Annotated in this window: 20 protein-coding genes; 8 read left to right on the forward strand and 12 right to left on the reverse strand. The window is 72.6% G+C overall.

The genetic code is table 11. The features are described from left to right. Window positions 1-23: 23 nt before the first annotated feature. The 5 genes from ACQEVZ_RS19140 to ACQEVZ_RS19160 form a co-directional block, all read right to left on the reverse strand. Window positions 24-2,033, reverse strand: coding sequence for a putative bifunctional diguanylate cyclase/phosphodiesterase (locus ACQEVZ_RS19140; RefSeq protein WP_433368250.1), 2,010 nt, complete (start codon window positions 2,031-2,033; stop codon window positions 24-26). Between the two features lie 219 nt (window positions 2,034-2,252). Continuing rightward, entirely contained in the window at window positions 2,253-4,364 is a 2,112-nt protein-coding gene (gene ligA / locus ACQEVZ_RS19145; RefSeq protein ID WP_433368253.1) for an NAD-dependent DNA ligase LigA, read from the reverse strand. Window positions 4,365-4,400: 36 nt separating this feature from the next. Further along, window positions 4,401-5,351, reverse strand: a complete 951-nt coding sequence (locus tag ACQEVZ_RS19150; RefSeq protein WP_433368256.1) for a methionine synthase — start codon at window positions 5,349-5,351, stop codon at window positions 4,401-4,403. Then, window positions 5,348-6,418: a tRNA 2-thiouridine(34) synthase MnmA gene (gene mnmA, locus ACQEVZ_RS19155; RefSeq protein WP_433368259.1), complete on the reverse strand. Its 1,071-nt coding sequence runs from the start codon at window positions 6,416-6,418 to the stop codon at window positions 5,348-5,350. Before mnmA ends, ACQEVZ_RS19150 begins: the two co-directional genes overlap by 4 nt. Before the next feature lie 13 nt (window positions 6,419-6,431). After that, a complete protein-coding gene (locus ACQEVZ_RS19160) occupies window positions 6,432-7,601 on the reverse strand; it encodes a cysteine desulfurase family protein (protein WP_433368262.1) in 1,170 nt (389 codons plus the stop codon). A gap of 370 nt (window positions 7,602-7,971) precedes the next feature. Here ACQEVZ_RS19160 and ACQEVZ_RS19165 point away from each other — a divergent pair, with 370 nt between their 5' ends. Then, window positions 7,972-8,568 carry an RNA polymerase sigma factor gene (locus tag ACQEVZ_RS19165; RefSeq protein ID WP_344508156.1) on the forward strand — a complete coding sequence of 199 codons (597 nt, stop codon included), beginning with the start codon at window positions 7,972-7,974 and terminating at the stop codon, window positions 8,566-8,568. Then, window positions 8,522-9,343 carry an anti-sigma factor gene (locus ACQEVZ_RS19170; RefSeq protein WP_433368265.1) on the forward strand — a complete coding sequence of 274 codons (822 nt, stop codon included), beginning with the start codon at window positions 8,522-8,524 and terminating at the stop codon, window positions 9,341-9,343. Before ACQEVZ_RS19165 ends, ACQEVZ_RS19170 begins: the two co-directional genes overlap by 47 nt. Window positions 9,344-9,412: 69 nt before the next feature. Here ACQEVZ_RS19170 and ACQEVZ_RS19175 read toward each other — a convergent pair whose 3' ends face one another. The 3 genes from ACQEVZ_RS19175 to ACQEVZ_RS19185 all read right to left on the reverse strand — a co-directional run bounded on the left by ACQEVZ_RS19175 (window position 9,413) and on the right by ACQEVZ_RS19185 (window position 14,098). After that, on the reverse strand, window positions 9,413-10,363 hold the full coding sequence (locus tag ACQEVZ_RS19175; RefSeq protein WP_433368268.1) for an electron transfer flavoprotein subunit alpha/FixB family protein: 951 nt from the start codon (window positions 10,361-10,363) through the stop codon (window positions 9,413-9,415). 14 nt (window positions 10,364-10,377) lie between these two features. Further along, window positions 10,378-11,157 (reverse strand): electron transfer flavoprotein subunit beta/FixA family protein, encoded by a 780-nt coding sequence (locus tag ACQEVZ_RS19180; protein ID WP_433368271.1) that lies wholly within the window; start codon window positions 11,155-11,157, stop codon window positions 10,378-10,380. 415 nt (window positions 11,158-11,572) lie between these two features. Then, window positions 11,573-14,098 (reverse strand): ABC transporter permease, encoded by a 2,526-nt coding sequence (locus ACQEVZ_RS19185; RefSeq protein WP_433368274.1) that lies wholly within the window; start codon window positions 14,096-14,098, stop codon window positions 11,573-11,575. 50 nt (window positions 14,099-14,148) lie between these two features. Here ACQEVZ_RS19185 and ACQEVZ_RS19190 point away from each other — a divergent pair, with 50 nt between their 5' ends. Genes ACQEVZ_RS19190 through ACQEVZ_RS19200 form a run of 3 tightly spaced genes read left to right on the forward strand, consistent with a single transcriptional unit; the run spans window position 14,149 to window position 15,257 of the window. Continuing rightward, window positions 14,149-14,514: a YidH family protein gene (locus ACQEVZ_RS19190; protein WP_433368277.1), complete on the forward strand. Its 366-nt coding sequence runs from the start codon at window positions 14,149-14,151 to the stop codon at window positions 14,512-14,514. A gap of 56 nt (window positions 14,515-14,570) precedes the next feature. Further along, window positions 14,571-14,873, forward strand: a complete 303-nt coding sequence (locus ACQEVZ_RS19195; protein ID WP_344510151.1) for a DUF202 domain-containing protein — start codon at window positions 14,571-14,573, stop codon at window positions 14,871-14,873. A 27-nt stretch (window positions 14,874-14,900) separates the two neighbouring features. Further along, window positions 14,901-15,257, forward strand: a complete 357-nt coding sequence (locus ACQEVZ_RS19200) for a PLD nuclease N-terminal domain-containing protein (protein WP_344510154.1) — start codon at window positions 14,901-14,903, stop codon at window positions 15,255-15,257. Here ACQEVZ_RS19200 and ACQEVZ_RS19205 read toward each other — a convergent pair. Both ACQEVZ_RS19205 and ACQEVZ_RS19210 read right to left on the reverse strand, forming a co-directional pair. Further along, the gene (locus ACQEVZ_RS19205) at window positions 15,235-16,212 is read right to left on the reverse strand and encodes a diacylglycerol/lipid kinase family protein (RefSeq protein WP_433368281.1); all 978 of its coding nucleotides are present in this window, start codon (window positions 16,210-16,212) and stop codon (window positions 15,235-15,237) included. The two genes, ACQEVZ_RS19200 and ACQEVZ_RS19205, sit on opposite strands and share 23 nt — an antisense overlap. Before the next feature lie 82 nt (window positions 16,213-16,294). Further along, entirely contained in the window at window positions 16,295-17,110 is an 816-nt protein-coding gene (locus ACQEVZ_RS19210) for a DUF1206 domain-containing protein (protein WP_433368284.1), read from the reverse strand. 36 nt (window positions 17,111-17,146) lie between these two features. Here ACQEVZ_RS19210 and ACQEVZ_RS19215 point away from each other — a divergent pair, with 36 nt between their 5' ends. The 3 genes from ACQEVZ_RS19215 to ACQEVZ_RS19225 are packed head-to-tail and all read left to right on the forward strand — an operon-like array spanning window position 17,147 to window position 20,892. Then, window positions 17,147-18,652, forward strand: a complete 1,506-nt coding sequence (locus ACQEVZ_RS19215; protein ID WP_433368287.1) for a phosphatase PAP2 family protein — start codon at window positions 17,147-17,149, stop codon at window positions 18,650-18,652. Continuing rightward, entirely contained in the window at window positions 18,649-20,160 is a 1,512-nt protein-coding gene (locus ACQEVZ_RS19220) for a phospholipase D family protein (RefSeq protein WP_433368290.1), read from the forward strand. Before ACQEVZ_RS19215 ends, ACQEVZ_RS19220 begins: the two co-directional genes overlap by 4 nt. Before the next feature lie 51 nt (window positions 20,161-20,211). Then, window positions 20,212-20,892, forward strand: a complete 681-nt coding sequence (locus tag ACQEVZ_RS19225; protein WP_344510163.1) for a phosphonatase-like hydrolase — start codon at window positions 20,212-20,214, stop codon at window positions 20,890-20,892. A 327-nt stretch (window positions 20,893-21,219) separates the two neighbouring features. Here the strand turns inward: ACQEVZ_RS19225 and ACQEVZ_RS19230 are convergent, their stop codons facing one another. After that, window positions 21,220-22,842 (reverse strand): acetolactate synthase, encoded by a 1,623-nt coding sequence (locus ACQEVZ_RS19230; RefSeq protein ID WP_433368293.1) that lies wholly within the window; start codon window positions 22,840-22,842, stop codon window positions 21,220-21,222. 64 nt (window positions 22,843-22,906) lie between these two features. Further along, entirely contained in the window at window positions 22,907-25,261 is a 2,355-nt protein-coding gene (locus tag ACQEVZ_RS19235) for an Hsp70 family protein (protein WP_433368296.1), read from the reverse strand. Between the last annotated feature and the right edge of the window lie 18 nt (window positions 25,262-25,279).

Here is a 25,279-nt window from a genome sequence, read left to right on the forward strand (position 1 = left end):
CTCGGGGGGTGTGACAGTTTCGTTCAGCTGCTGTGGGCGACCGCGGAACGGCGGTGGCGGGTCAGCCAGTCGAGCAGGCCGTCCGGCGGCATCGGCCGGGCGAAGTACCAGCCCTGTGCCAGGTCGCAGCCCGCCTCGACGAGCATCCGCCAGGTCCGTTCGTCCTCGACGCCCTCCGCCACGATCCGCAGCCCGAGCGCCCGCGCCAGGTCGATCATCGACCGCACGATCGCCGCGTCGTCGGGGTCCGTCGCCACCCCGAGCACGAACGACCGGTCGATCTTCACCTCCTTGAGCGGCAGCCGGCGCAGGTGCAGCATCGAGGAGTACCCGGTGCCGAAGTCGTCCAGCGCGATCGCGATCCCGAGCCGCTCCAGTCGGGCGAGCGTCGCCAGCACCCGCCGCGGATCGGCCATCAGCGCGCTCTCCGTGATCTCCAGCTCCAGCCGCTCCGGCTCGATCCCCGTCTGCCGCAGCTTCGCCTCGATCCGGTCCGCGATCTCGCCGGTGTGCAGGTCCCGGACGCTCACGTTCACCGCCACCCGCACCCGCCCGGCCCGGTCGCCCCATGCCGCGAGCTGGTCGATCGCGGCGTCGATCAGCCGGAACGTCAGCAGCCGCATCACCGAACTGTGCTCCGCGACCTTGATGAGCTCCTCCGGGTCGACGAGCCCCCGCTGCGGGTGGTGCCACCGCAGCAACGCCTCAAGCCCCACCACGTCGCCGGTCGCCAGCTCGACCTGCGGCTGGTAGTACAGCGCGATCCCCCTGTCACCGGGGGTCTCCAGCGCTTTGCGCAGATCGGCGAGCAGGCTCAGCCGCTCCGGCGAGTTGTGGTCGGCCTCCGGCGCGTAGACCGCGAGGTTGTCGCCGCGCCCCTTCGCGTCGTACATCGCCACGTCCGCGTGCTGCATCAGCTCCTCGAAGCCCGTGCCGTGCTCCGGGTACACCGCCACCCCCACCGACCCGCCCACGTCGATCGGTAACCCGTCCAGCAGCACCGGCTCCCGCAACGCGTCCATGATCTTCTCCGCGTGGACCCTGGCCTCGGCGACGTCGCTCAGGTGCGGCACCACGATCGCGAACTCGTCGCCGCCGAGCCGCGCCACCTCCGCGTCGGCCCGCTCGTTCAGCCGGCGCGACACCTCGATCAGCAGCCGGTCGCCCACCCGGTGCCCCAGTGAGTCGTTGACCTGCTTGAACCCGTCCAGATCCAGCAGCAGCAGCGCCAGCCGCCGCGCCGCCTGCCGGTTCGCGGCCCGCTCCGCGTGCTCCTCCAGCCGCTGCTCGACCGCCCGCTCCAGGCCCTTCCGGTTCGCCAGCCCGGTCAGCGGATCGCGCCGCGCCTCGAGCGCCCGCTGCGCCGACAGGGAGGTCATCCGGCGCACCGCATACAGCGTGACCAGCGCCAACGGGATCAGCAGCACGTCCACCCCGGCGGCGGCCACCAGCCCCGGCGCCGACAGCAGCAGGGCCCCGGTCGCCAGCGCGTCGGTCCTGACCGCCCGCGCGAACCGCGCCCGCCACCCCTGCCCGAACCGCAACCACACCGCCGTCGAGACCAGCAGGTTGTTGACCACGAACCACGCGACCGCCGCCACCACGATCCACCCGACGTGATGCGACCCGCGCAGGATCAGATCCGCCACCGCGAACGACACGAAGTACTGGGCCGCGTTGAACGCCGCCCGCCACACCGTGTGCCGCAACCACCCCGCCGTGATCGCCACCGCCGCCAGCTGCACCAGCGCCGCCGGCGCGAACCCGAACGCCAGCATGATCGCGAACGTGAAGCACACCGACGGGAAGGCCATCATCGCGTCGTCGCGGCCCACCTGCACGAACGGCTTGGTGTCAGCGACGACCGCACACCCCGCCAGCACCCAGAACGCCGCCGGAAGACTCGCCGGGAACCCGCCGGGCAGGCTGCCCACCAGCAGCATCGCGCCGGCCCCCACCACCACCGCGACATAGGCGAAGAACCGATGAGCATGCCTGGGCGGCGCGACGTTACGCAGCGCGCTCTGCTCCATCCACTCCCCCGCTCGGGTGCCATCGACCACTCCGTCGAGACGCCCTGCGAGCGTGCACCTCAACCGCCACCCAAACCGGAAAGGATGCTGAATCGATGCACAAAACCCCCGCCATTCCACCGACCGGGCGATCACGTCCCATCGAATATCACTACTGCGTAGCGATACCCGAACGTTCCGTAAGCCACTCAGGCGAGGGACGACCGGGGCCGTCCCCGATCAGCCGACCGCGGGAGCCGCGTCCTCGGCAACGGGGTCTGCGAGCTGGGCCAGGGCGCGGGCGGCGTCGGGGCCTTCGGTGAGCAGGACCTCGAAGGCGGCCTCGTCGAGGATCGGGACCTTCAGGGTCGCGGCCTTCTCGGCCTTGGAGCCCGGCGACTCGCCGACGACGACGAAGTGCGTCTTCTTGGAGACGGAGCCGGAGACCTTGCCGCCGCGGGAAGCGATGGCCTCGGCGGCCTGGTCGCGGGAGTAGCGGTCGAGGGAGCCGGTGACGACGACCGTGATGCCGTCGAGGGGGCGGGGGCCCGAGGCCACCTGCTCCTCGACCATGCGGACGCCGGCGGCGGCCCAGCGGTCGACGATCTCGCGGTGCCAGTCGACGGTGAACCAGTCGTGGACGGCGCGGGCGATGGTGGGGCCGACGCCCTCGACCGCGGCGAGCTCCTCCGGGGTGGCGGTGGCGATGGTCTCCATGGAGCCGATGGAGTTGGCCAGGGCCTGCGCGGCGGTGGGGCCGACGTGGCGGATGGACAGGGCGACCAGGATGCGCCAGAGAGGGCGCTCCTTGACCTCCTGGAGGTTGACCAGCAGCAGCTGGGCGGTGCTGCTGAGCGAGCCGTCCTTGTTGACGAAGAACGGGGACTTGGCGAGCATGTCGGCGTCGATGTCGAAGAGCTCGGCCTCGTTGGTGAGGACGGACTCGAGGAGGGCGGCGGCGGATTTCCAGCCGAGGGCCTCGATGTCCAGGGCGTTGCGGCTGGCGAGGGCGAAGAGGCGCTCGCGGAGCTGGCCCGGGCAGACCCGCGAGTTGGGGCAGCGGATGTCCTTGTCGCTCTCCTTCTCGGGAGCGAGGGCCGTGCCGCACGACGGGCAGTGCGTCGGCATGACGAAGGCGACCTCGGATCCGTCGCGGCGGTCGGCGACCGGGCCGAGGACCTCGGGGATGACGTCGCCGGCGCGGCGGATGACGACGGTGTCGCCGATGAGGATGCCCTTGCGGACGACCTCCTGCGCGTTGTGCAACGTCGCCTGCGCGACCTTGACGCCGCCCACGGCGACGGGCTCCATCACGGCGAACGGGGTGACGCGGCCCGTGCGCCCGACGTTGACCTCGATGCCGAGCAGCTTGGTCATCGCCTCCTCGGGCGGATACTTGAAGGCGATCGCCCAGCGGGGCGCCTTGCTGGTGGAGCCGAGGCGGCGCTGGATGGACATCTGGTCGACCTTGACGACCACGCCGTCGATCTCGTGCTCGATGGTGTGGCGGCGCTTGCCGTAGTCGGCGATGTAGGCGCGGACGCCGTCGAGGTCGTCGAGGACCTTCCACCGGGGTGAGGTCGGCAGCCCCCAGGCGTGCATCAGCTCATAGGCCTCGGACTGGGTGGCCGGATTGAACCCCTCGCGGGCGCCGAAGCCGTGGACCAGCATCTGCATCGGGCGGGACGCGGTGATCCGTGGATCCTTCTGGCGGAGGCTGCCGCTGGCCGCGTTGCGCGGGTTGGCGAACGGCGGCTCACCGGCGGCGACCTGGGCGGCATTGACCTCCTCGAAGCCGGCCAGGGTGAAGAACACCTCGCCGCGGACCTCCAGCAGGTCGGGCAGGTCGGTGCCGGTGAGGTGCTCCGGGATGCCCGCGATGGTCCGCACGTTGAGCGTGATGTCCTCGCCGGTGCGGCCGTCGCCGCGGGTGGCGGCGCGCACCAGGCGCCCGCGCTCATACGTGAGGTTGACGGCGAGGCCGTCGATCTTCAGCTCGCACAGGTAGCGGGGAGCGCTGCCGGCGTCGCGCTCGATGCGCTGGACCCAGGCGGCGAGCGCCTCGTCGTTGAGCGCGTTGTCGAGGCTGAGCATGCGCTCGGCGTGCTGCACGGACGCGAAGTCGGTGGAGAAGGTGCCGCCGACCCGCTGGCTGGGCGAGTCGGGCGTGACGAGCGCCGGGAACTCGGCCTCGATCGCCTCCAGCTCCCGCATCAGCGTGTCATAGACCGAGTCGTCGACGGCCGGCGACTGCAGGATGTAATACCGATACTGATGCTCGTCCAGCTCGCGGGACAGCTCGGTGTGCCGCTCGCGCGCTTCGAGGGTGGGCTCGGTCCCTGCGTCGTTCATGCCACGAACTTACCGCCCGGGTACGACAAAAAATGGCTACAGATGATCCGTGAGCCGCCGGCCGGCGTCGCGCAGCGCCCGCAGCACCTTCACCGGCGGCGCCGAGATCCCGCACGGTGGCGTGACGACGACCTGCGCCGGCAGCGAGCTGAGCGGGAAGCCCAGCTTGCGCCACAGATCCGTCACGGTCGAAGCGGGCGACGGCCCGGACACGCCGGCGAAGAGCCCCGCGCCGCCATCGAGGAGCTCGCCGAGCGCGTCCAGGTCAGCGACCAGCGACAGGTCCACGGCGACCGCCACCGCCCCGGCCTCGCGCAGGAGCGCGAAGGGGACGCCGGGGGCGCAGCAGTGCACGACCACCGGCACGCCGGCCGCCGAGACCACCGACGACAGCGCGGACCGCGCGACGGAGACGTCCACGGCGCGCAGCGTGCCGTACCCGCTCTCCGAGGGCACCCGGCCGGCCAGCACCGCGGGCAGGGACGGCTCGTCGATCTGCAGCAGGATCGTGGCGTGCGGCAGCCGGGCCCGCACCGACGCGACATGCGCGGCCACGCCGTCCGCGAGGGACCCGGCGAGGTCGCGCGCGGCACCGTGGTCGCGCAGGACCGCCCCGCCGATCGGCAGTTGCAGCGACGCCGCGAGCGTCCACGGGCCGGGCACCTGGACCTTGAACGTGCCGGCGAACGAGGACGCCTGCTCGGTCATCGTGTCGAGATCGCGCTCGAGGAAGTCCAGGGCCACCCGCAGGTCGTGGCCGGGCCGGGAGGCCACGCGCCAGCGCCCCGCGTACAGCTCGATCGGCAGCTCCGTCAGCAGCGCCCCGCCCCTGCCGATCATGTCGGCGCCGGGGCCGCGGCCGGGCAGCTCCGGCAGGTGGGGCAGGTCCGGCAGCTCGCCGAGCACGATCCTCTGCGCCTCGGCGATGTCGGTGCCCGGCATGGAGCCGATCCCGGTGGCGGACCCCACCGGCCAGGGAAATGTCATGAAGTTTCCGAAATAGTCGCCGAACCGAGCACGATGTCGCCTTCGTCAGATGGCTGGTAGCAGACGATCGCCTGCCCGGCGGCGACGCCACGGGCGGGCGAATGCAGTGCGGCCGTCAGGGACGAACCGTCGAACACCACCGAGGCGGGGAACACGGACCCGTGCGCCCGGAGCTGTACGGAGCAGTCCAGGGCCGACGCCGATCCGTGCCACACCGGCCGCGCACCCACCACGGTGGACACCTCGAGCGCGGACGCCGGCCCCACCGTCACCGTGTTGGTGGCGGGCGTGATCGAGAGCACGTAGCGAGGGTTGCGGTCGGGCGCCGAGACCCGCAGGTCGAGCCCGCGGCGCTGGCCCACCGTGTAGGCGAACGCCCCCTCGTGCCGCCCGACGACCGCCCCGGTGGTGGCCTCCACGATGTCGCCGGGCTGCGACCCCAGCCGGTCGGCGAGGAACTTCCGCGTGTCACCGTCGGCGATGAAGCAGATGTCGTGGCTGTCCGGCTTGTCCGCCACGGCCAGGCCGCGCGCGGCGGCCTCCTCGCGGACGACGGCCTTCGTGGAGTCGCCCAGCGGGAACATCGCCCGGGACAGCTGCGCGGCCGTCAGCACCGCCAGCACGTAGGACTGGTCCTTCGCGTAGTCGACGCTGCGCCGCAGCAGCCCGTCGGCGCCGAGCCGCGCGTGGTGACCGGTGACGACCGCGTCGAACCCCAGCGCCACGGCCCGGTCCAGCACCGCCTCAAACTTGATCTTCTCGTTGCACCGCAGGCACGGGTTCGGCGTCCGCCCGGCCGCGTACTCGGCGACGAAGTCGTCCACGACCGAGTCGTGGAACTGCTCGGCCATGTCCCACACGTAGAACGGGATCCCGATCACGTCGGCGGCGCGCCGCGCGTCGCGGGCGTCCTCCAGGGTGCAGCAGCCGCGGGCGCCGCTGCGATACGTCTGCGGGTTGCGCGCCAGGGCGAGGTGGACCCCGGTCACGTCGTGACCGGCCTCGGCCGCCCGCGCGGCCGCGACCGCCGAGTCGACCCCACCTGACATCGCCGCGAGCACTCTCACAACGAAAGCCTACCTAGAGGCGCGACTTGACCGCGCCGGCCCGGCGCGCCCGCTCCACGACGGCGGGCAGCGCGGCGACGAGCGCGTCGACGTCGGCCTCGGTCGACGTGTGCCCGAGGGTGAACCGCAGCGACGAACGGGCCTCGGCGTCACCGGCGCCCATCGCGATCAGTACATGCGACGGCTGCGCCACACCGGCGGAGCAGGCCGAGCCGGTCGAGCACGCGATGCCCTGCGCGTCGAGCAGGAGCAGCAGCGCGTCGCCCTCGCAGCCCGGGAACGAGAAGTGCGCGTTGCCCGGCAGCCGGTCCGCGGGGTCGCCGTTGAGGATCGCGCCGGGCACGGCGTCGCGGACCCGGGCGACGAGGTCGTCGCGCAGGCGCCCGATCCGCTCCGCGGTCTCGCGCTGGGTCTTGACCGACAGCTCGACCGCGACGGCGAGCGCGACGATCCCGGGCACGTCCAGGGTGCCGGAGCGCACGTCGCGCTCCTGGCCGCCGCCGTGCAGCAGCGGCGTGCAGGCGACCTCGCGGCCGAGCAGGAGCGCACCGACGCCGATCGGGCCGCCGAGCTTGTGCCCGCTGACCGTGAGCGCGGCGGCGCCGCTGGCGGCGAAGTCGACGGGGACCTGCCCGACGGCCTGCACCGCGTCGGTGTGGAACGGCACCCCCACGGAGGCCGCGAGGGCCGCCAGCTCGGCGACCGGCTGGATCGTGCCGACCTCGTTGTTGGCCCACATCACGGTGGCGACCGCCACGTCGTCGCCGGACACGGCCTGCGCGAAGTCGTCGACCGAGACCCGGCCCGACGAGGAGACCGGCAGCCACGTGACCGCCGCGCCCTCGTGCCCCTCCAGCCAGGTGACCGCGTCGAGCACCGCGTGGTGCTCGACGGAGCTGGCCACGATCCGGTTGCGCCGCGGGTCCGCGGCCCGCCGGGCCCAGAAGATGCCCTTGGTGGCGAGGTTGTCGCTCTCGGTGCCGCCCCCGGTGAAGATCACCTCGGACGGCCTGGCGGCGAGCGCGGCGGCGATCTGCTCGCGCGACTCCTCCACCCGGCGGCGGGCCTGGCGGCCGGAAGCGTGCAGCGACGAGGCGTTGCCGACTGCACGCGCCGCGACGACGAAGGCGTCGAGCGCCTCCGGGAGCATCGGCGTAGTGGCGGCATGGTCGAGGTACGACATCGGACCCAAGCCTAACGGCCGTCCGCTCCTTACCGCGCCGCCGGTTGCGCGGTGATCACCACGGGGTCCCGGCGGTGGCGGTCTTCGCGTCGGACCGGGCCACCGCACGTGATCAGGGGCCGCCGCCCCGCGCGGGGCATCGCTCCAGCGGGACGGCGGTCTCGACGGCATGCACCCGTCGCGTCCCGTCACTGCCGGTGACGATCAGCGGGTCGCGCGGAGCCGATTCGCGCAGTATGAAAAAACGCGCTCTTGCCCCTGCACTGCATCCAACACCCCCTCCCGCGCCGAACACGTAGACGGAAGTCCCCTGTGAGATGCGATAGCTTCAGGACGTGCCTGTGCGACGGCGACAACCACGGCGAGCCCGGTGAGTGCCGGGCACCCGGCGGACGGCGAGGACGGCTTCGCCGAGCTGTTCCGCGCCGGTGACGAGCGCGCGCTGCGGCAGGCGTACGAGCGGTTCGGGCCGGCCGTGTTCCACCTCGCCGCCCGTGGGCTGGCGAGCACGACGGACGCCGAGGACGTCACGCAGGCCACGTTCGTGGCGGCGTGGCTGGGCCGGGAGAGCTTCGACCCCGCCCGCGGGTCGATGCTCGGCTGGCTGCTCGGGATCGCCCGGCGCAAGGTCGTCGACCAGATCCGGGCGGCGGCCCGCGACGACCGGATCGCCGACTCGGTCCGCCGGCTCGCGCCCGCCGTCGAGGTCGAGGCGCCGCCGGACCGGGTCGTCGACCGGCTGGTCGTCGCCGACGAGATGGCCCAGCTGCCCGGCGAGCAGCGGCGGGTGCTGGAGCTGGCGTTCTACGACGACCTGACCCACCCGCAGATCGCGGCGGTGACGGGCCTGCCGCTGGGCACGGTGAAGAGCCACCTGCGGCGCGGGATGGCGAGACTTCGCAGTCGATGGGAGGTGGACGGTGTCACATTTGGAGCCCGAGCGGCTGGTGCTTCTGGCGCTCGGTGAGGAGACCCTCGACCAGCACGAGACCGGCCACCTCGACACCTGCGGGCGGTGCCGCACCGAGGTGGACGAGCTGCGCGACGTCGCCGGCCTCGGCCGTCAGACGCAGCGGCTGCGCGACCTGCCGCCCCCGCCGGAGCACGTCTGGCAGCGGATCCGGGCGGAGCTGGCGGCGACCGACCGGGCCACACCCCCACCCGCCGTGACGCTGCACACCGACCCACCCCCGACCGCCACACGTCCTCGTGTCGCTTCAGCGGCTGCGGTACTGCCCGCCGACGTCACCGTCCGTCGTCGGCACGGCTGGCGGGTCACCGCCGCTGTCGCGGCGGCGGCGGCCGTCGTGGCCGCGATCGCCGCCGCGGCCGGGACCGCGCTGGTGCTGCGGGACGGGCCCGCGGACCCGGCCGTCGCCTCCTGTCCGGCCGGCTCGCCCCGGGTGTCGCTGGAGGCGCTGCCGGGCGCGCCGGCCGGGGCGGGCGGCTACGCCTGCCTGGTCAGCGTCGACGGGGAACGGAAGCTGTTCGTGCACGCCGAGGGGATGCCGGACCAGCCGGACGGCGACTACGAGGCCTGGCTGCTCGACTCGACCAGCCTGGACGCCCCCGTGCTGCGCATGCAGGCGCTCGGCGTGATGGGCGCGAAGCCCGACCAGCAGCTGACCGTGCCCGGCACGCTCGACCTGCGCAAGTTCAACATCGTCGACATCTCCGCCGAGCCGCACGACGGCGACGCCACCCACTCCGGCAAGAGCCTGCTCCGCGGCACGCTCCCGTAGCTCCAGTACTCCGGAGCACGAGAGCGCCGCCCGCCGGAGACGGCGGGCGGCGCTCTCGTCAGGGCGGGATTACTTGCGCTTGCGGATCTCCTCGGCGGCCTGCGGGACGACCTTGAACAGGTCGCCGACCACGCCGAAGTCGGCCAGCTCGAAGATCGGCGCCTCGGGGTCCTTGTTGACCGCGACGATCGTCTTCGACGTCTGCATGCCGGCCCGGTGCTGGATCGCGCCGGAGATGCCGAGCGCCACGTACAGCTGCGGCGACACCGTCTTGCCGGTCTGGCCGACCTGGAACTGGTGCGGGTAGAAACCCGAGTCGACCGCCGCCCGGGACGCGCCCACGGCGGCGCCGAGCAGATCGGCCAGCTCCTCGACGAGCTTGAAGTTGTCGGCGCTGCCGACGCCGCGGCCGCCGGAGACGACGATCGAGGCCTCGGCGAGCTCCGGGCGGGCGCCCTTCGCCTCGACCTTGCGCTCGACGACCTGCGCCAGCTTGTCCTTGTCGGTCAGCGCGACCTCGACCTGCTCGACCGACGGGGTGGCCGGCGAGGGGGTGGGGGTGAGCGAGTTGGGCCGGACCGTGACGATCGGCAGGCCCTTGCTGACCTTCGACTTCACGATCGTCGAGCCGGCGAAGACGACCTGCGTGGCGACACCCTCGGCGTCGAGGGCGACGACGTCGGTGAGCAGCCCGTTGTCGAGCTTGACGGCGACCCGTCCGGCGATCTCCTTGCCCTCCTGGCTGGAGGCGACGAGCACCGCGGCGGGCGACACGCGCTGGATCAGCGACGCGAGGACGGTGGCCTTGCCGGCCACGAGGTAACCGTCGAGGTCCTCGCTCTCGGCGGCGTAGATCTTCGAGGCGCCGAACTCGCCGAGCTTGTCGGCGACCGCCGAGGCGGAGCCGCCGAGGACGACGGCGGACACGTCGCCGAGGGTCCGGGCCAGGGTCAGCATCTCGAGGGTGACCTTCTTGACGGCGCCCTGGGAGGCCTCGACGACGACCAGTACTTCAGCCATGGTTCCGAACTCCCTTAGACGAACTTCTCGGAGGCCAGGTACTCGACGAGCTTGCTGCCGCCGTCGTCACCCGCGTCGATCTTGTTGCCGGCCTGGCGGGGCGGGCGCTTGCTGTGCTCGACGACGGCGCTGGTCGCGCCCTCGAAGCCGACCTCGCTCGCGGCGATGCCCAGGTCGCCCAGCGACAGGGTCTGCAGCGGCTTCTTCTTGGCCGCCATGATGCCCTTGAACGACGGGTAGCGCGGGTCGTTGATCGTGTCCCACACGCTGACCAGGGCAGGGGTGGAAGCGGTGACGACCTCGTAGCCCTCGTCGGTCTGCCGCTCGATGGTGACCGAGGACTTCTCGACGGTGAGCTTGCGGGCACCGGTCAAGGCCGCGATCCCGAGCCGCTCGGCGATCATGTGCGGCATGACCTGCACGCGGCCGTCGGTCGACTCGGCGCCGCAGATGACCAGGTCGGCCTGCTGCTGCGCGATGGCGGCGGCGAGCACCTTCGAGGTGGCGACGGCACACGAGCCGTGCAGCGCGTCGTCGACGACGTGGACGGCGGAGTCCGGGCCCATCGACAGGGCCTTGCGGATCGACTCCGTGGCACGGTCGGGGCCGACGGTCAGGACGACCACCTCGCCGCCGTGCGCCTCCTGGAGGCTCAGCGCCTCCTCGATGGCGTATTCGTCCATCTCGTTGATCACGTTGCTGGCCGACGCGCGGTCGACGGTGTTGTCGTCACTGCGCAGGTTGCGGTCCGCGCCGGAGTCCGGCACCTGCTTGACGAGTACGACGATCTTCATCGTGGTCCGAGGTCCTCCTGCTTGACAGTCACCGCGCCATCGCGGCCGACTTGCGCCCCACGTTACGGCTCATCCTGGTCGCGAACAGGTTCGCCTCTCGTACGTTACTCAAGAGTAGGTTCGAAAGTGTCGTGAAAAGTGTCACCGGAGCGCTCACCCTGAATCAGGGGGTGGGTGAAATGTCACAGAACACCGCACTTGTCGAGCCGGCGCGTGAGCTCTCCGCGGCGGTCGCCAAACACGCTGCGGAAAAGGTCACACACCGTCGCTGCGAGCCACCGGATGAGCACCGGTGCACGTGCGGTCACCCCCGCGAACGCTGCGTGACCGAGACCATCCGCGCGCTCTGGCACATGCCGGTCTAGCCCTTCGGCCGCCGCCTTCCCGCAGCTTAGGCGTCGACCATGACCGCGGCTCAGTCGTCGACCATGACCGCGGCGACCTCGGTGCGCGCCGCCCGCCGGGCGGGCAGCAGCGCGGCCACCGCACCGGCGGCCGCGGCGATGACGACGTAGAGCAGCAGCTGGCCGTACGGCACGACGGGGTACCCATGGCCGAACTGCCGGATCAGCCCCACCGACGCGGCCACGCCGACCAGCACGCCGAACCCGACGCCGACCACCGCGCCGACGAAGGCCATGAGCATCGCCTCGAGCACCAGCATCCCGCGCAGCTGGCCGCGGGACAGCCCGAGCGCCCGCAGCAGGGCCGACTCCCGGGTGCGCTCCAGCACCGACAGGGCGAGGGTGTTGGCGATGCCCGTCAGGCCGATCACGATCGACATGCCCAGCAGCGCGGAGAACACGCCGAGCTGCTCGTCGAGCGTGCCGGTGATCCGGGCCCGCCACTCGGCCTGGCTGCTGACCTGGGTGAGCGGCGCCTCCTTCAGCGCCGCGTCGACCGCCGCCCGCGAGTCGACCGGCGCGACCCCCTCGGCGGCCTTGACCAGCACCTGGTCGGGGTCGCCGGCGCCGAACACGGTCGCGTAGTCGCTCCAGTCCAGCAGCGCCTGCCCGTCGGTCGGCGCGTCGTCGTACAGTGCGGCGACGGTCAACGTGAGGGTGCGGACCTGCACGGAGGAGCCGACGCGGGCCCCGATCTCGTCGGCGAAGAACCGGTTGAGCGCGACCGTGCCGGGCTTGAGCGCGCCGGCCGAGCCCGCGGTGATCTCGGGGCGCAGGACGGTGTCGAGGGCGCCGGGCTCCATCGTCCAGATCTGGGTGAACCGGCCGCCGACGTCGCCCTCGCGGCTGCGGGACGCGGCGACCGCGGCCAGCTCGCCGTGCGAGCGCAGGGTCGTCGTCACGGCCAGGGGCACCTTCCGGCTCTGCCCGTTGGGCGTGTAGACGCCGCTGATGATGTAGTCGACCGCGAAGTTCTCATCGAGCTCCTGCTCGGCCTGCGCCCGCGCGGTCGCCAGCAGCACGCTGAAGACGCTCATCAGCGCCAGGCCGACCATGAGGGCGCTCGTGGTGGCCGCGACCCGCTTCGGGTTGCGCAGGGCGTTGGTGACCGCGAGCCGGCCGGCGGCGCCGAACACCTTCGCCGGCGCCCAGCCCGCCCACGCCGTCAGCCGCGACACGATCAGCGGCGCCGCGATCACGATGCCGGTGAACACGAAGATGGCGCCCAGGAACACGATGGGCACGCCGCTGAACCCCGGCACCCTCGTGCCGGCGAGCATCAGCAGCGCACCGCCGGCCGCGGGCACCCCGGCCAGGACGATCCGCAGCAGCCGCCGGCCGGGCGCGACCTCGGCCAGGGCGGTGGTGCGCAGCGCCGCGATCGGCGGGATGCGGCTCGCGGTCGCGGCCGGCAGCAGCGACGCGATCACCGTGAAGAGCGTGCCGGCGAAGACCCCGACCAGCACGGTCGTGGGCGTGACGATCAGCCGGTCGACGCGGACCCCGCTGCCGACGGTGTTGCGCCCGATGAGCAGCCCCTCGCCGACGACGGTGCTCACCAGCAGGCCGCCGAGGGAGGCGACGACGCCGACGACCACCGCCTCCAGGATCACCGAGCCGAACAGCTGCCGCCTGGACGCGCCGACGCAGCGCAGCAGCGCCAGCTCCCGGATCCGCTGCGCGACCAGGATCGCGAACGTGTTGTAGATGACGAACACGGAGACGGCGAGCGCGATCAGTCCGAAGCCGAAGATCACGATCAGGAAGCCGTCGACGTACTTGGCGGCGGCCACGGCGTACTCGGCGCGCATCTGCGCACCCGTCGTCACCCAGGCCCGGCCGCCGAGGGCCGACTCCAGGCGGCCGGCGAGCTCGTCCTGCGACACGCCCGGCTGCGCGGACACCACGACCTGCGCGTAGCCGTCGGCGCCGGTCAGCGTGCGCATGTCCGCCGGGGTGAGCGCGGCGACGGTGAAGCCCGCGAAGCGCTTGTTGGCGCCGAGATCCATGATGCCGACGAGGGTCAGCGCGACCGGCTTCTGGTCGAGGCCGACCACCGACACCTGCTCGCCGACCTTGAAGCCGTAGATCTCCGCGGTGGTGTCGTCGACCGCGATCTCGCCGGGCCGCTGCGGCTGCCGGCCGGTGCCGATGTCGTACATCGACAGGTGCTCGTCGCCGGGGGTCGACAGCGCCCAGCCGATCCGGCCCAGGTAGGAGATCAGCCGGCCGTTCCGGTCGAGCATGGGCAGCCGCTCGGCCATCCTGCCGTCGGCGTGCGCGACGCCGGGCACGGCCTTGACCTCCTCGACGATGCCGGTCTCGAAGCGCTGCCCCGACTCGCTGAACCCGGACGAGCCCACGGACGCGTCGACGTGCTTCGCGGCGCGCGCGAGATCGTCGTAGAAGGCGGCCTTGGCCGTATCGCCATAGACCAGGGTGCCGGCGAGGAAGCCGACACCGATCATGATGGCCGTAGCGGTCAGCAGCAGCCGGAGCTTGTGCGCCCGGAGCCCGGCGAGAGTTGTACGCAGCATCGGCCGCGACTGTACCCAGAGCAGCTGAGGGGAGTCTGACAATGGTGTCGATGTGGGCACTCATCCGGCGCTGGTTCGACCCCGACGAGGTGCGCTCCGTCGGCACCACGCCCGACTACCGGTTCTCCCTGGCCAACGAGCGCACGTTCCTGGCCTGGCTGCGCACGGCGCTCGCGCTGGTCGGCGGCGGGCTGGCGGTCGCGCAGTTCCTGCCCGGGCACCGGCTGCGGATCATCATCGCGGTGTCACTCTTCGCGCTCGGCGGGCTGGTCGCGATCCGCGCGGTCGACCACTGGGCCCGCAGCGAACGGGCGATGCGGCTGGGTGAGGCGCTGCCACCGTCGCGCTTCCCCGGCATCCTGGCGCTGATCGTCGCGGTGGGGGCGGTCGCGCTGCTGGTGGCGACGTTCCTGTGACGCCCTCCGGCCCGCCCGCGAGACCGCCCGAACCTTCCGACGACGGCCCACACACGGTGCAGCCCTCGGACGACGGGCCGCCGGGCGCTCAGCTGGAGCGCACCATGCTCTCGTGGCGCCGCACGACCGTGTCCTTCACCGCCGTGGCGCTGCTCCTGGCGAGGTTCGCCGTGATCGAGGCACCCCGGCCGGTCGCCCTCGCCGCGGTCGCCGCCGTCGGCCTCACCTGGGCCGTCGCGATTCACCTGATCAGGATGAGAATCGCCGGGCTCACCCGCCCTGTGCGCCGCACACTGCCCCTCGTCGTCACGCTCATCCTCCTGTACAGCCTGACGGGCACCCTCTTGCTGGTGTCATAGGGCGCCCCACTGCGTCATGATGGCGAAATGGGACGTGCGCTGCCCTTTCTCATCGTTCTCGTCGCGACGCTGGTCGCGTTGATCGACTGCCTGTCCACGGACCGCGACGACGTCCGGGGACTGCCCAAGACCGTCTGGTGTCTCGTCATCCTGCTGCTGCCCGTCGTGGGCGTGATCGCCTGGTTCTTCGCGGGCCGGCCCTTCACGACCGAACAGCACGCCGGCGTCGCCGCCGCGGGCGGGACCCGTCGCCGGCCGTCGAGGCCCGTCGCCCCCGACGACGACCCCGACTTCCTGCGCAACATCGACACCACCCGGGCCCGCAACGACGCCGAGCTCCTGCGCCGCTGGGAGGAAGACCTCAAGCGCCGCGAGGACGAGTAACCCGCGCCGCCTCCGGTGCTGCCGGCGACTCCGGCGGCTCCAGCGGCGCGGGCGTCCTCGGTACACACAGTGTCAGCGCGGCGGGCGCGATCCGGGCCACGAGCATGCGGGCCGGCGCGACCACGTCGCCGTCCAGCTCGCGGGCCTGGTCCTGGCCGGTGTGCACCTCGACCTTCCGCGCCCGGAAGGTCTCCAGCTGCCGGGTCCCGCCCCGGCGCATGACCACGCCCCAGCCGAGCATGATCCAGTCGGTGAGGTCGCGCGGGGTCAGGACCGCCACGTCGAGCCAGCCGTCGTCCGGCCGCGCGTCCGGCAGCAGCGGGATCCCGCCCTGCAGGCGGCCCACGTTGGCGACGAGGACGCTGCGGGCCCGGCGGCGGATCCAGCGGCCGCCGTCCAGCCGGATCCGCATCAGGACCCGCTTGCGGCTCAGCCTCCGGGCGCCCGCCGCGACGTACGCCAGCCAGCCGAAGCGGCGCTTCGCGGTGTCGGGGGTGGCGTCGAGCATCTCCGCGTCGAAGCCCATGCCCGCCATGACGGTGAACGTGCCGGGGTGCCCGGTGCTGGTGTCGGCGCCGTCCACGATGCCGACGTCGATGCGGCGCCGGTCGCCGTGGATCGCGACCTCGACCGCGGCCCGCACGTCGCGGGTGATGCCCAGGTTGGTGGCGAGCAGGTTGCCGGTGCCGGACGGGACGAGCGCCAGGGCGACGTCCGTGCCGGCGAGCACCGACGCGACCGCCATCACGGTGCCGTCGCCGCCGCAGACGAACGCCACGTCGACGCCGGCCTCCACCGCCTGGACCGCCATCCCGCAGCCGGGGTCCTCGGGGGTGGTGGTGAGCCACAGCGGCTCCGGCCAGCCCGCCGCGCCGAGCAGGTCGCAGATCTCCCTGCGCCGCTCGTCCAGGTCGATGACCTTCGACGGGTTGACGATGACCGCGCTGCTGGTCACGCCGCCGCCTCCGCTGCGCCCCGGCGTCGGCCCGACCCGACCTGCAATACCGGTGAGCGGCCCGAGCCGCTCCGCTGGCCGCTCACGTACCCACCTTGCGGAAGCGTGCCTGGAAGAAGCAGTACACCCCGAACGCCGCGACGCCGACAGCGACGGCGAGCAGGAGGAACTTGCCGAACGGCTGGGCGACGAGGGTGTGCAGCGCCGCGTCGAGCCCGCGGGACTTGGCGGGGTCGTTGGTGATCGCGGCCTGAAGCAGCAGAACACCCACGATGCCGAATGCGACCCCCTTGGCGATGTAGCCGATCTGGCCCGCCCTGGTCGCCGCCTTGCGGGTCTTCGGGTTCGCCGCGCCGAAGTTCAGCTTCCGCTCGAACTTGCGCTTCCACCCGTACCAGAGCATCCCGGCACCGAAGGCCAGCACACCCAGCCCGATCAGCCCCACCAGCCAGACCCCGGCGGGCTTCGCCATGATCCCGGCGGTGAACTGCTGCTGCTGGTTGGCGCTGGAGGACGGCGCGCCGGTGATGACCTTGCCGGCGGTCCACGCGAGTGCGGCGTAGATCACGACCCGCCCGGCCGAGGCGACCCGCTCCCAGATCCGCTCCTTGCCCTGCACGTCGCGGTGACCCCAGATCGCGAGGGCGACCTGCCAGATGGCGAGCGCGACCAGGCAGATGAGCACGAACCACAGCAGCAGCTTGCCGAACGGCTGCTCCGCGAGCTTCTGGAAGGCGCCGGACTGGTCGCCCTCCTGCCCGGCCTCGCCGAACGCGATCTGTGCCGCCACCCAGGCGAGCGCGAGGTGCAGCAGGCCGTACCCGACGAACCCGACCTTGGTCAAATTCTTGAACAGGTCACTCTGCGTGGCGCGGTGTGCTGTATCGGCGGGGGTCATGTTCTCGTTCTCCCCCGACTGGGCATGTTGGCAAACGTGAGGACGCAGAGATCCGCTCTTTGGCGCATGGCCGGCTTCGGTGCCGCCGCGCTGCTGTTCAGCCTCCTGATCATCGCCGTGCGCGTGCGCTGGGTGCCGCTGGAGTCGGTCGACCGCGGCGTCGCCGAGAGCCTCAACGAGGCCGTCGCCCCGAGTGACTTCCTGGTGACGCTCATGGGCGGTATCAGCAGGATCGGCAGCTTCGGCGTGATGGCCTGGCTCGTCGCGATCGGCACGACGCTCGTGCTGGTCCGCAAGCAGTACAAGCTCGCCGCGTTCCTGGTGGCGACCACCGTCGGCGGGCTCATCCTCGACCCGACGCTGAAGCTGGCCGTCGGCCGGCTGCGGCCGGTCGTCGAGCAGCCCGTCGCGCACGGCGGCGGCAACAGCTTCCCCAGCGGCCACTCGCTCAACTCGCTGATCTGCTACACGGCGCTGCTGCTGGTGTTCCTGCCGGCGCTGCGGCCCCGCTGGCGCAGGCCGGCGGTCATCGCGGTGGGCTTCGTCGTCGCGCTCGTCGGGTTCAGCCGGCTGGCGCTCGGCGTGCACTTCCTGTCCGACGTGATCGGCGGCTGGTCGCTGGGCATCGCCTGGCTCGGGCTGTGCGCCACCGCGTTCGAGCTGATCCGGCACCACGAGGGCCTGCGGGTCACCGAGCCGCTCGAGGAGGGCCTGGAGCCGGAGGCCGCCGACGACCTGCGCCCCACGGAGCCGCACGTGCACCGGCCGGGCACCGCGCGGACCCTCGCCCTGGGCGCCGTCGCCTGGGTCTTCACGTTCGGCACGCTCGTCGCGCTCGGTCTGCCCCTCGCGCGGTACCGCGACGGCAACGGCAACGTCCTGTGGGACTCGACGATCCCGCACTGGTTCGCCGCGCACCGCAGCGACGTCCTCGGCCACGTGTCGATCGTCGGCAGCGAGGTCGGCAACACCCACGCGATCCTCGCGATCGGCCTCGTCATCGGCGCCGTGTCCCTCGCCGCGATCCGCCGCTGGCGGCCGGTGATCTTCCTGGTGGCGGTCATGTTCGGCGAGCTGAGCCTGTTCCTGGCCAGCGCCGCGATCGTCGGCCGGGCCCGGCCCGACGTGGAGAACATGGACGGGCCGATGCCGACGTCGAGCTTCCCGTCCGGGCACGTCGCCGCCACGATCATGATCTGGGCGACCGCGGCCCTGCTGGTCTTCCCGCGGACCCGCGCCTGGTGGCGGTGGGTGCTGCCGGTGCTCGCGGTCGCCATGCCGCTGTGGGTCGCGGTTTCTCGCATGTACCGCGGAATGCACCACCCGACCGACATCGTCGGCAGCGTCCTGCTGGCAGCGCTGTGGCTTTCGGCGATGTACTGGCTGGTCACGCCCAACTGCGACCTCGCCGAGCAGCCGTGCGAGGAGGACCTGGCGGAGCCGGCCAGCGACTTACAGGACGCTCCACCAGCCCGATCCGGCCCACCCGGTCCACCCGCTTCCGGCGCCTCCGTCTCCAAGGCGGCGGGTGCGTCACGATGAAGTCGGACTGGTTCCTCACGGAGGAGGAGCGGGGCAACCCGCACACCAGGATCACAGCGTGGACCGACGGCAACGCCGTCCGGCCGCTGATCGACGGCAAGGCGTACTTCGCCGAGCTGTACACCGCGATCGAACGGATGGAGCGCGGCGACCTGCTGCTGTTCACCGACTGGCGCGGCGACGTCAGCCAGAGGGTCACCAGGAACGGCCCGTCGATCGGCGACGTGCTGTGCGACGCCGCCCGCCGCGGCGTGCGCGTCAAGGGGCTCATCTGGCGCTCGCACTGGAACGCGCTGCAGTTCAGCGCGGCGGAGAACCGGCGCTTCGCCCGGAAGATCGAGGCGGCCGGCGGCGAGTGCCTGCGCGACATGCGGGTCCTCGTCGGCGGCTCGCACCACCAGAAGCTGGTCGTCCTGCGCCACCCCGGCCGGCCGGAGCTGGACCGCGCGTACGTCGGCGGCATCGACCTCTGCCATGGCCGCCGCGACACCCAGTCCCACGAGGGCGACCCGCAGGCGGTCGAGATCACCCCGAAGTACGGCAAGCGCCCACCGTGGCACGACGTGCAGCTGGAGCTGCGCGGCCCGGTGGTCGGCCAGGTCGAGGCCACGTTCCGGGAACGCTGGGAGGACCCGTCGGCGCTGTCGCGCAACCCGCTGCACTGGTTCCAGGGCAAGGTCGAGGACGAGAACCTGGACCCGGACCGGCTGCCGCCGCAGCTTCCCGACCCGCCGCCGGCCGGCTCACTGAGCGTGCAGCTGCTCCGGACATACCCCTACCGGCGCGGCGGCTACCCGTTCGCCCCCGAGGGCGAGTTCAGCGTCGCGCGCGGCTACGGCAAGGCGGTCCGGCGCGCGCGGCGGCTGATCTACCTGGAGGACCAGTACCTCTGGTCGCCGAAGGTCGCCAGCTGCTTCGCCGACGCGTTGCGGGAGCACCCGGAGCTGCACCTGATCGCCGTCGTCCCGCGCCATCCGGACCGGCCCGACAAACTCGGCAGCATGCCGCAGCTGTACGGCCGGGAGCGCGCCCTCGCCATGCTCCGCGAGGCGGGCGGCGACCGGCTGCACGTCTTCAGCCCGGAGAACGCCGCCGGCACCCCCATCTACGTGCACGCCAAGGTCTGCGTCGTGGACGACACCTGGGCCACCACCGGCTCCGACAACGTGTCGCTGCGCTCCTGGACCCACGACTCGGAGCTGACCTGCGCGGTCCTCGACCCCGCCGGCAGCTACGCCCGGGACCTGCGCGAACGGCTGTGCCGGGAGCACCTGGAGCTCGACGACCTGCCCGAGGGCCCGATCGAGGAGGTCTTCGACGCCTCCGCGAAGGCGCTGCAGGCGTGGCACGACAGCGGCCGGATCGGTCCCCGCCCACCCGGGCGGCTGCTGCCGTACCGCCCGCCCACGGTTCCGCGCCGTACCGTCACCTGGGCGCGTGTGGTGTACAACACCATCCACGACCCGGATGGCAGGCCACGGCGGCTGCGCCGGGAGGGTGCCTTCTGAGCGTTTTGCGCCGTTCACCAAGCCGTCTTGTCGGCATGCTCATATTGCGCGATGACAGCGTGGCAGCTCGCCTGCATCGACATGGCGGGGACGACGGTGCGGGACGACGGCCTGGTCGAGCAGGCCTTCACGGTCGCCTTCGCGGGCGAGGGCGTGGCCCCCGGCACCCCGCAGCACGAGCGGATGCTCGCCGTCGTCCGCAAGACGATGGGCCAGAGCCGCATCGAGGTCTTCCGCCTGCTCCTCGACGGTGACGAGAAGCGCGCCCAGGCCGCCAACGAGACCTTCGAGGAGGCCTACGGCCTGCTCGTCGACGAAGGCGCCGTGCTGCCCATCCCCGGCGCGCTGGAGGCCATCAAGACGCTCCGCACGGCGGGGATCAAGGTCGCCCTGACCACCGGCTTCGCCCGCGCCACCCAGGAAGCCATCATGGACGCCCTGGGCTGGTGGGGCCAGGTCGACCTGGTCCTCTCCCCCGCCGACGCCGGCCGCGGCCGCCCCTTCCCCGACTTCATGCTGGTCGCCGCCCTGAAGCTCGGCGTCGAGGACGTCCGCCGCATGCTCGTCGTCGGCGACACCCCGCTCGACCTCATCGCCGGCCGCCGCGCCGGCGCCGGCCTCCTCGTGGGCGTCCTCACCGGCGCCGGCGACCGCCAGGCCCTCCAGTCCTCCGGCGCGGACGAGGTGATCGGCTCGATCGGCTCCCTCCCCCGCCTCCTAGGCCTGGAGTAGCCCCACCCCTCGCCTCCCCCATGATCTGTGAAGACTTTCGACGCCAGAGCGACAAATCTCTTCCGGATCACGGGAACAGCGCCGATCGACACCCGCCTCACATGATCCGGAAGACCTCGTGCACCTATGACCGCACAAGGTCTTCCGGATCACGAGAACGGCCAACAGCGACACCCGCACCGCAACCCGCAGCTCGGCCGTGACCGCACTCCCGCGGCGCTGATCGACGCCCTCAAACCCGTGATCCGGAAGACTTATCGACGCTAGAGCGACAAAATCTCTTCCGGATCATGAGACTGCACGAAGTCTTCGGGATCATGGCGGGCGCTAGGCGAGGTTGGACGAGCGGGGGTAGGCGTCCTCCGGGTCGGTGAGGACGTTGACCAGGTACGGCACTCCTGAGGCGAACGCCCGCTCGAAGGCGCCCGCGAGGTCGGCCGGCTTCTCGACGGTCTCGCCGGCGCCGCCGAGGGCCTTGACCACGTCGTCGTAGCGGAGGCCGGGCTGCAGGTCGGCGGCGACGTCGTAGCCATAGATGTTGCGCATCGGGTGCTTCTCCAGGCCCCAGATGCCGTTGTTGCCGACCACGATCACGACGGGCAGCTGCTGGCGGACCAGCGACTCGACGTCCATCAGCGAGAAGCCCGCGGCGCCGTCGCCCATCAGGACGCAGATCTGGCGGTCCGGGTACGTCACCCGGGCGCCCATGGCGTAGCCCATGCCGGTGCCGAGGCAGCCATACGGCCCCGGGTCCAGCCACGTGCCCGGCTGTGACGGCTCGAGGTACTTGCCCGCGTAGGAGACGAAGTCGCCGCCGTCGCCGATCGTGACGGCGTCGTCGGCAAGGACCTTGCGGAGCTCGCCGTAGACCCGGCTCGGCTTGATCGGATCGGTGTCCGCCTCCAGGGCCGTCTGCTCCTTGACCCGGCCGGCGTCCTCCGCTGCCCGCAGCGCCTCGATCCACTCCTCGTGGTCGGCGACCGGTCCACCGTGCGCCGCGAACGCCCCCAGAATCGCGCGCAGGTCGCCCGACGGAGCGGCCGCCGGGGTGACGTGCCCGGCCCGCTGCGACGGCGCGTCGGTGACGTGCACGACCTGCGCGCCGCCGAAGTCGCCGAACCCGAGCCGGAAGTCGAGCGGGGTGCCGACGACGGCGATCACGTCCGCGCCGCCGAACGCCGCCTTGCGTGCCCGCGAGAACGCCAGCGCGTGCGACGGCGGCAGCGTGCCCCGGCCCATACCGTTGGCGAACACGGGGATCCGCAGCGCCTCGGCCGCCTCCCGCAGCGCGGCGGTCGCGTGCCCGGCCCACACGTCAGAGCCTGCGATGATCACGGGCCGCTGCGCGGCGGCGAGCAGCTGGACCGCCCGCGCGACCTCGTCCGGATCCGGTTCTTCAGCCGGTACCGCCGGCGCGGGCGCCAACTCGACGCCGTCCGCCTGCGAGAACACCACCTCCAGCGGCAGGTCCACGAAGACCGGGCCGCGGTGCGGGGTCAGCGCGGCGAGCGCCGCCGCCTGCATGCGGGCGTAGACCTCGTCGGTGGCGAAGATGGTCTCCGCGTGCTTCGTGACCGCGCGGACGATCGGCAGGTGGTCCATCTCCTGCAGGCTGCCCGAGCCCCAGCGGAACTGCGGCGCCCTGCCGCCGATCACGACGACCGGAGCACCGTTGAACGACGCGCTGGTCAGCCCGGACACGCCGTTGGTGACGCCGGGGCCGGCGGTCAGGACGGCAAGGCCCGGACGGCGCTGGAGCTTGGCGACGGCCTCCGCGGCGAACACGGCGGACTGCTCGTGCCGGACGTCGACGATGCGCACGCCGGTCTTGTGGGCGGCGTCGTACAGCGGGAACACGTGCGCACCGGAGAGCGTGAACAGCTCCTCGACCCCGAACCCCCGCAGTGCCGCGAGAGCCAGGTCCCCGCCGTGCCCGTCGATCTGCGTCATGCACCCTCCTCGATCAGCTCCGACCGACGCGAATGTTACTCACTTTCGCCCGCCGGCGGGGGCTTCACCGCACACTCGGGTCGAGCCACCCGGCGACCGGCGGCGGCCAGTGGTCGGTGGTCAGGTAGTAGGAGACATACCCGGCGACGACCGGGGTCACGATCAGCAGCACGAGCACCAGCAGGGTGAGCATCGCACGCGCGAGCGGACCCCGCCGCTCACGCCGGCGCGGCCGCCGATCGTCGCGCGGCGTGGGGCGTGACTGCGCCTGCCGCTCCTGCACCGGGCGCTGGCCGCCGGAAGCCTGGCGGATCGGGCCGCCGTACTCGTCATAGCGCGTCGCGGGCTCGGCCGACGCGCCCCCGGACACGAAGATCTGGCCACCGGCCCTGTTCGGGGGCGCCGACACCGGCGGCCCGCCGTAGTTGGCCGGCGGCCCGGACATCGGCTGGTTGTAGTTGGCCGGCGGCGCTGAGGACGGCTGGTTGCGCCCGTACGTCGCGGGCGGCCCAGACATCGGCTGGTTGAAGGCCTGCTGGCCGCCCGCCGGCTGCCCATAGGTCGCCGGCGGCGCGGAGGACGGCTGGTTGCGCCCATACGTCGCGGGCGGCCCAGACATCGGCTGGTTGGTGTTGGCCGGCGGAGCCGACGCGGGCTGACCGTAGCCGGCCGGGGGCGCGGACACCGGCGGCCCGTAGTTGACCTGGGGCCCCGAGGCCGGCACGCCATAGCCGCCCTGCGTGCCCGTGGCCTGCCCACCCGCGTAGTTGCCCGGCGGGGCCGACGCCGGATACGCCGGATACCCACCACCGCCGGCCCCGGGCGGCGCCGAAACAGGCGGCGCCGACATCGGCACGCCAGACATCGGCGCGTTGCTCCCGGCCGGCTCCGTGGCGAACGTCCCCACCTCGGGCCACAACGGCGTATCCGCCCCCTGCAACCCACCGCCGCCCTGCCCGGCACCGCCCTGCCCACCGCCGGCCCCGCCGCCCTGACCGCTGCCGGCACCAGGCTGAACCCCACCGCCTTGACCCGGACCGCCCTGGCCCGGACCGCCCTGGCCCGCACCGAACTGGCTGGCACCGCCCTGACCCGCGCCGAACTGCCCGTCACCAGGCCCCCCGCCGGCAGGCTGCCCCGCACCGAACTGCCCCGCCCCGGCCGCACCCGACAGGCCCGCCGCGCCGAACTGGCCCGCACCCGACGGCCCGCCCGCCGCGCCGAACTGCGCACCCGCCTGCGGGCCGCCGGACGTCGGCGCCGGAGGCTGCCAGTCGAGGCCCTGCACCTGCGAGATCCTCCCGGTCGCCGGGCCGGGCGCGGGCGCCGCCGTCACCTGGATCTCCGTCGAGCCGGTCAGCATGCTGCCCTCGGCGACCACCAGCTCGGGCTGCTCGATCACCACGGGGGCCGTGCCCAGCGCGCGGTGCAGCAGCGTGCCGACCAGGGGCATCCTGCTGGACCCGCCGACCAGGAACACGCCCGCGATGCTGCCCTCGCTCAGCTGGGCCCAGCGCATGACGCCCTGCGTGACGCGGACCGTCTGCTCGAGCAGCGGCTGCGCGAGGCGCTCCAGCTCGTCGCGGGTGAGGTGGACGTCGATGTTGAGCAGCGGCACCGTCAGGTCCGAGGCGGGCTGGCGGGACAGCCGCTCCTTCGCCACCCGCGCGTCGTCGAAGAGCAGCCGCCGGGCCCGGCGGTCCTCGACCGTCTGCGGGCTCATCAGCCGCTGCCACTCCTGCGGCGCCTGCGGCTCGCAGATGGAGGCGATGTGCGCCACGATCGCGTTGTCGACGTCGATGCCGCCGATGTCGTCGCGGCCGTCGACGGCGAGCACCTCGAAGCCACCCTGGGTGCGGGCGACGACGCTGGCGTCGAACGTGCCGGCGCCGAAGTCGTGCACGACGACGACCGAGCCGACGGGCACGTCCTTGCCGAGCACCTGGGTGAAGTAGGCCGCGGCCGCGACCGGCTCGGGCACCAGCCGCACCCGGCCCAGCCCCGCGGCCTGGGCGGCGTCGGAGACGGCGAGCCGGCGGGTGGCGCCCCACGACGCCGGGAAGGTCACGGTCACCTCGGACGCGACGTCGCCGACCGTGCGGGTCCACTCGTCGCGGACCCGCCGCAGGACGGTGGCGACGAGCTCGTTGACGGGGATCTCCCGGTCGCCGAGCAGGACCGTGCCCTCGTCGATGCGACGCTTCGGGTTGGGCTCGAACCGGGCCGGCTCCAGGCGGGCGCTGTGCACCGCGTCGCGACCGACGATGACGGTGCCGCCAGGCTCGGCATAGACAGCGGAGGGCAGCAGCGGAGAGCCGTCGAAGAGCAGCGCACGGGACCGGCCGTCTGGCCACCGCACCACGGCGACGGTGTTGGAGGTGCCGAAGTCGACACCGAGCCGAATCCCTGGCGTTGGCATGCCCCGAAGTCTAGGCGC

The organism is Dactylosporangium sp. CA-152071 (assembly GCF_050936335.1).
Taxonomy (GTDB): Bacteria; Actinomycetota; Actinomycetes; order Mycobacteriales; family Micromonosporaceae; genus Dactylosporangium; species Dactylosporangium maewongense.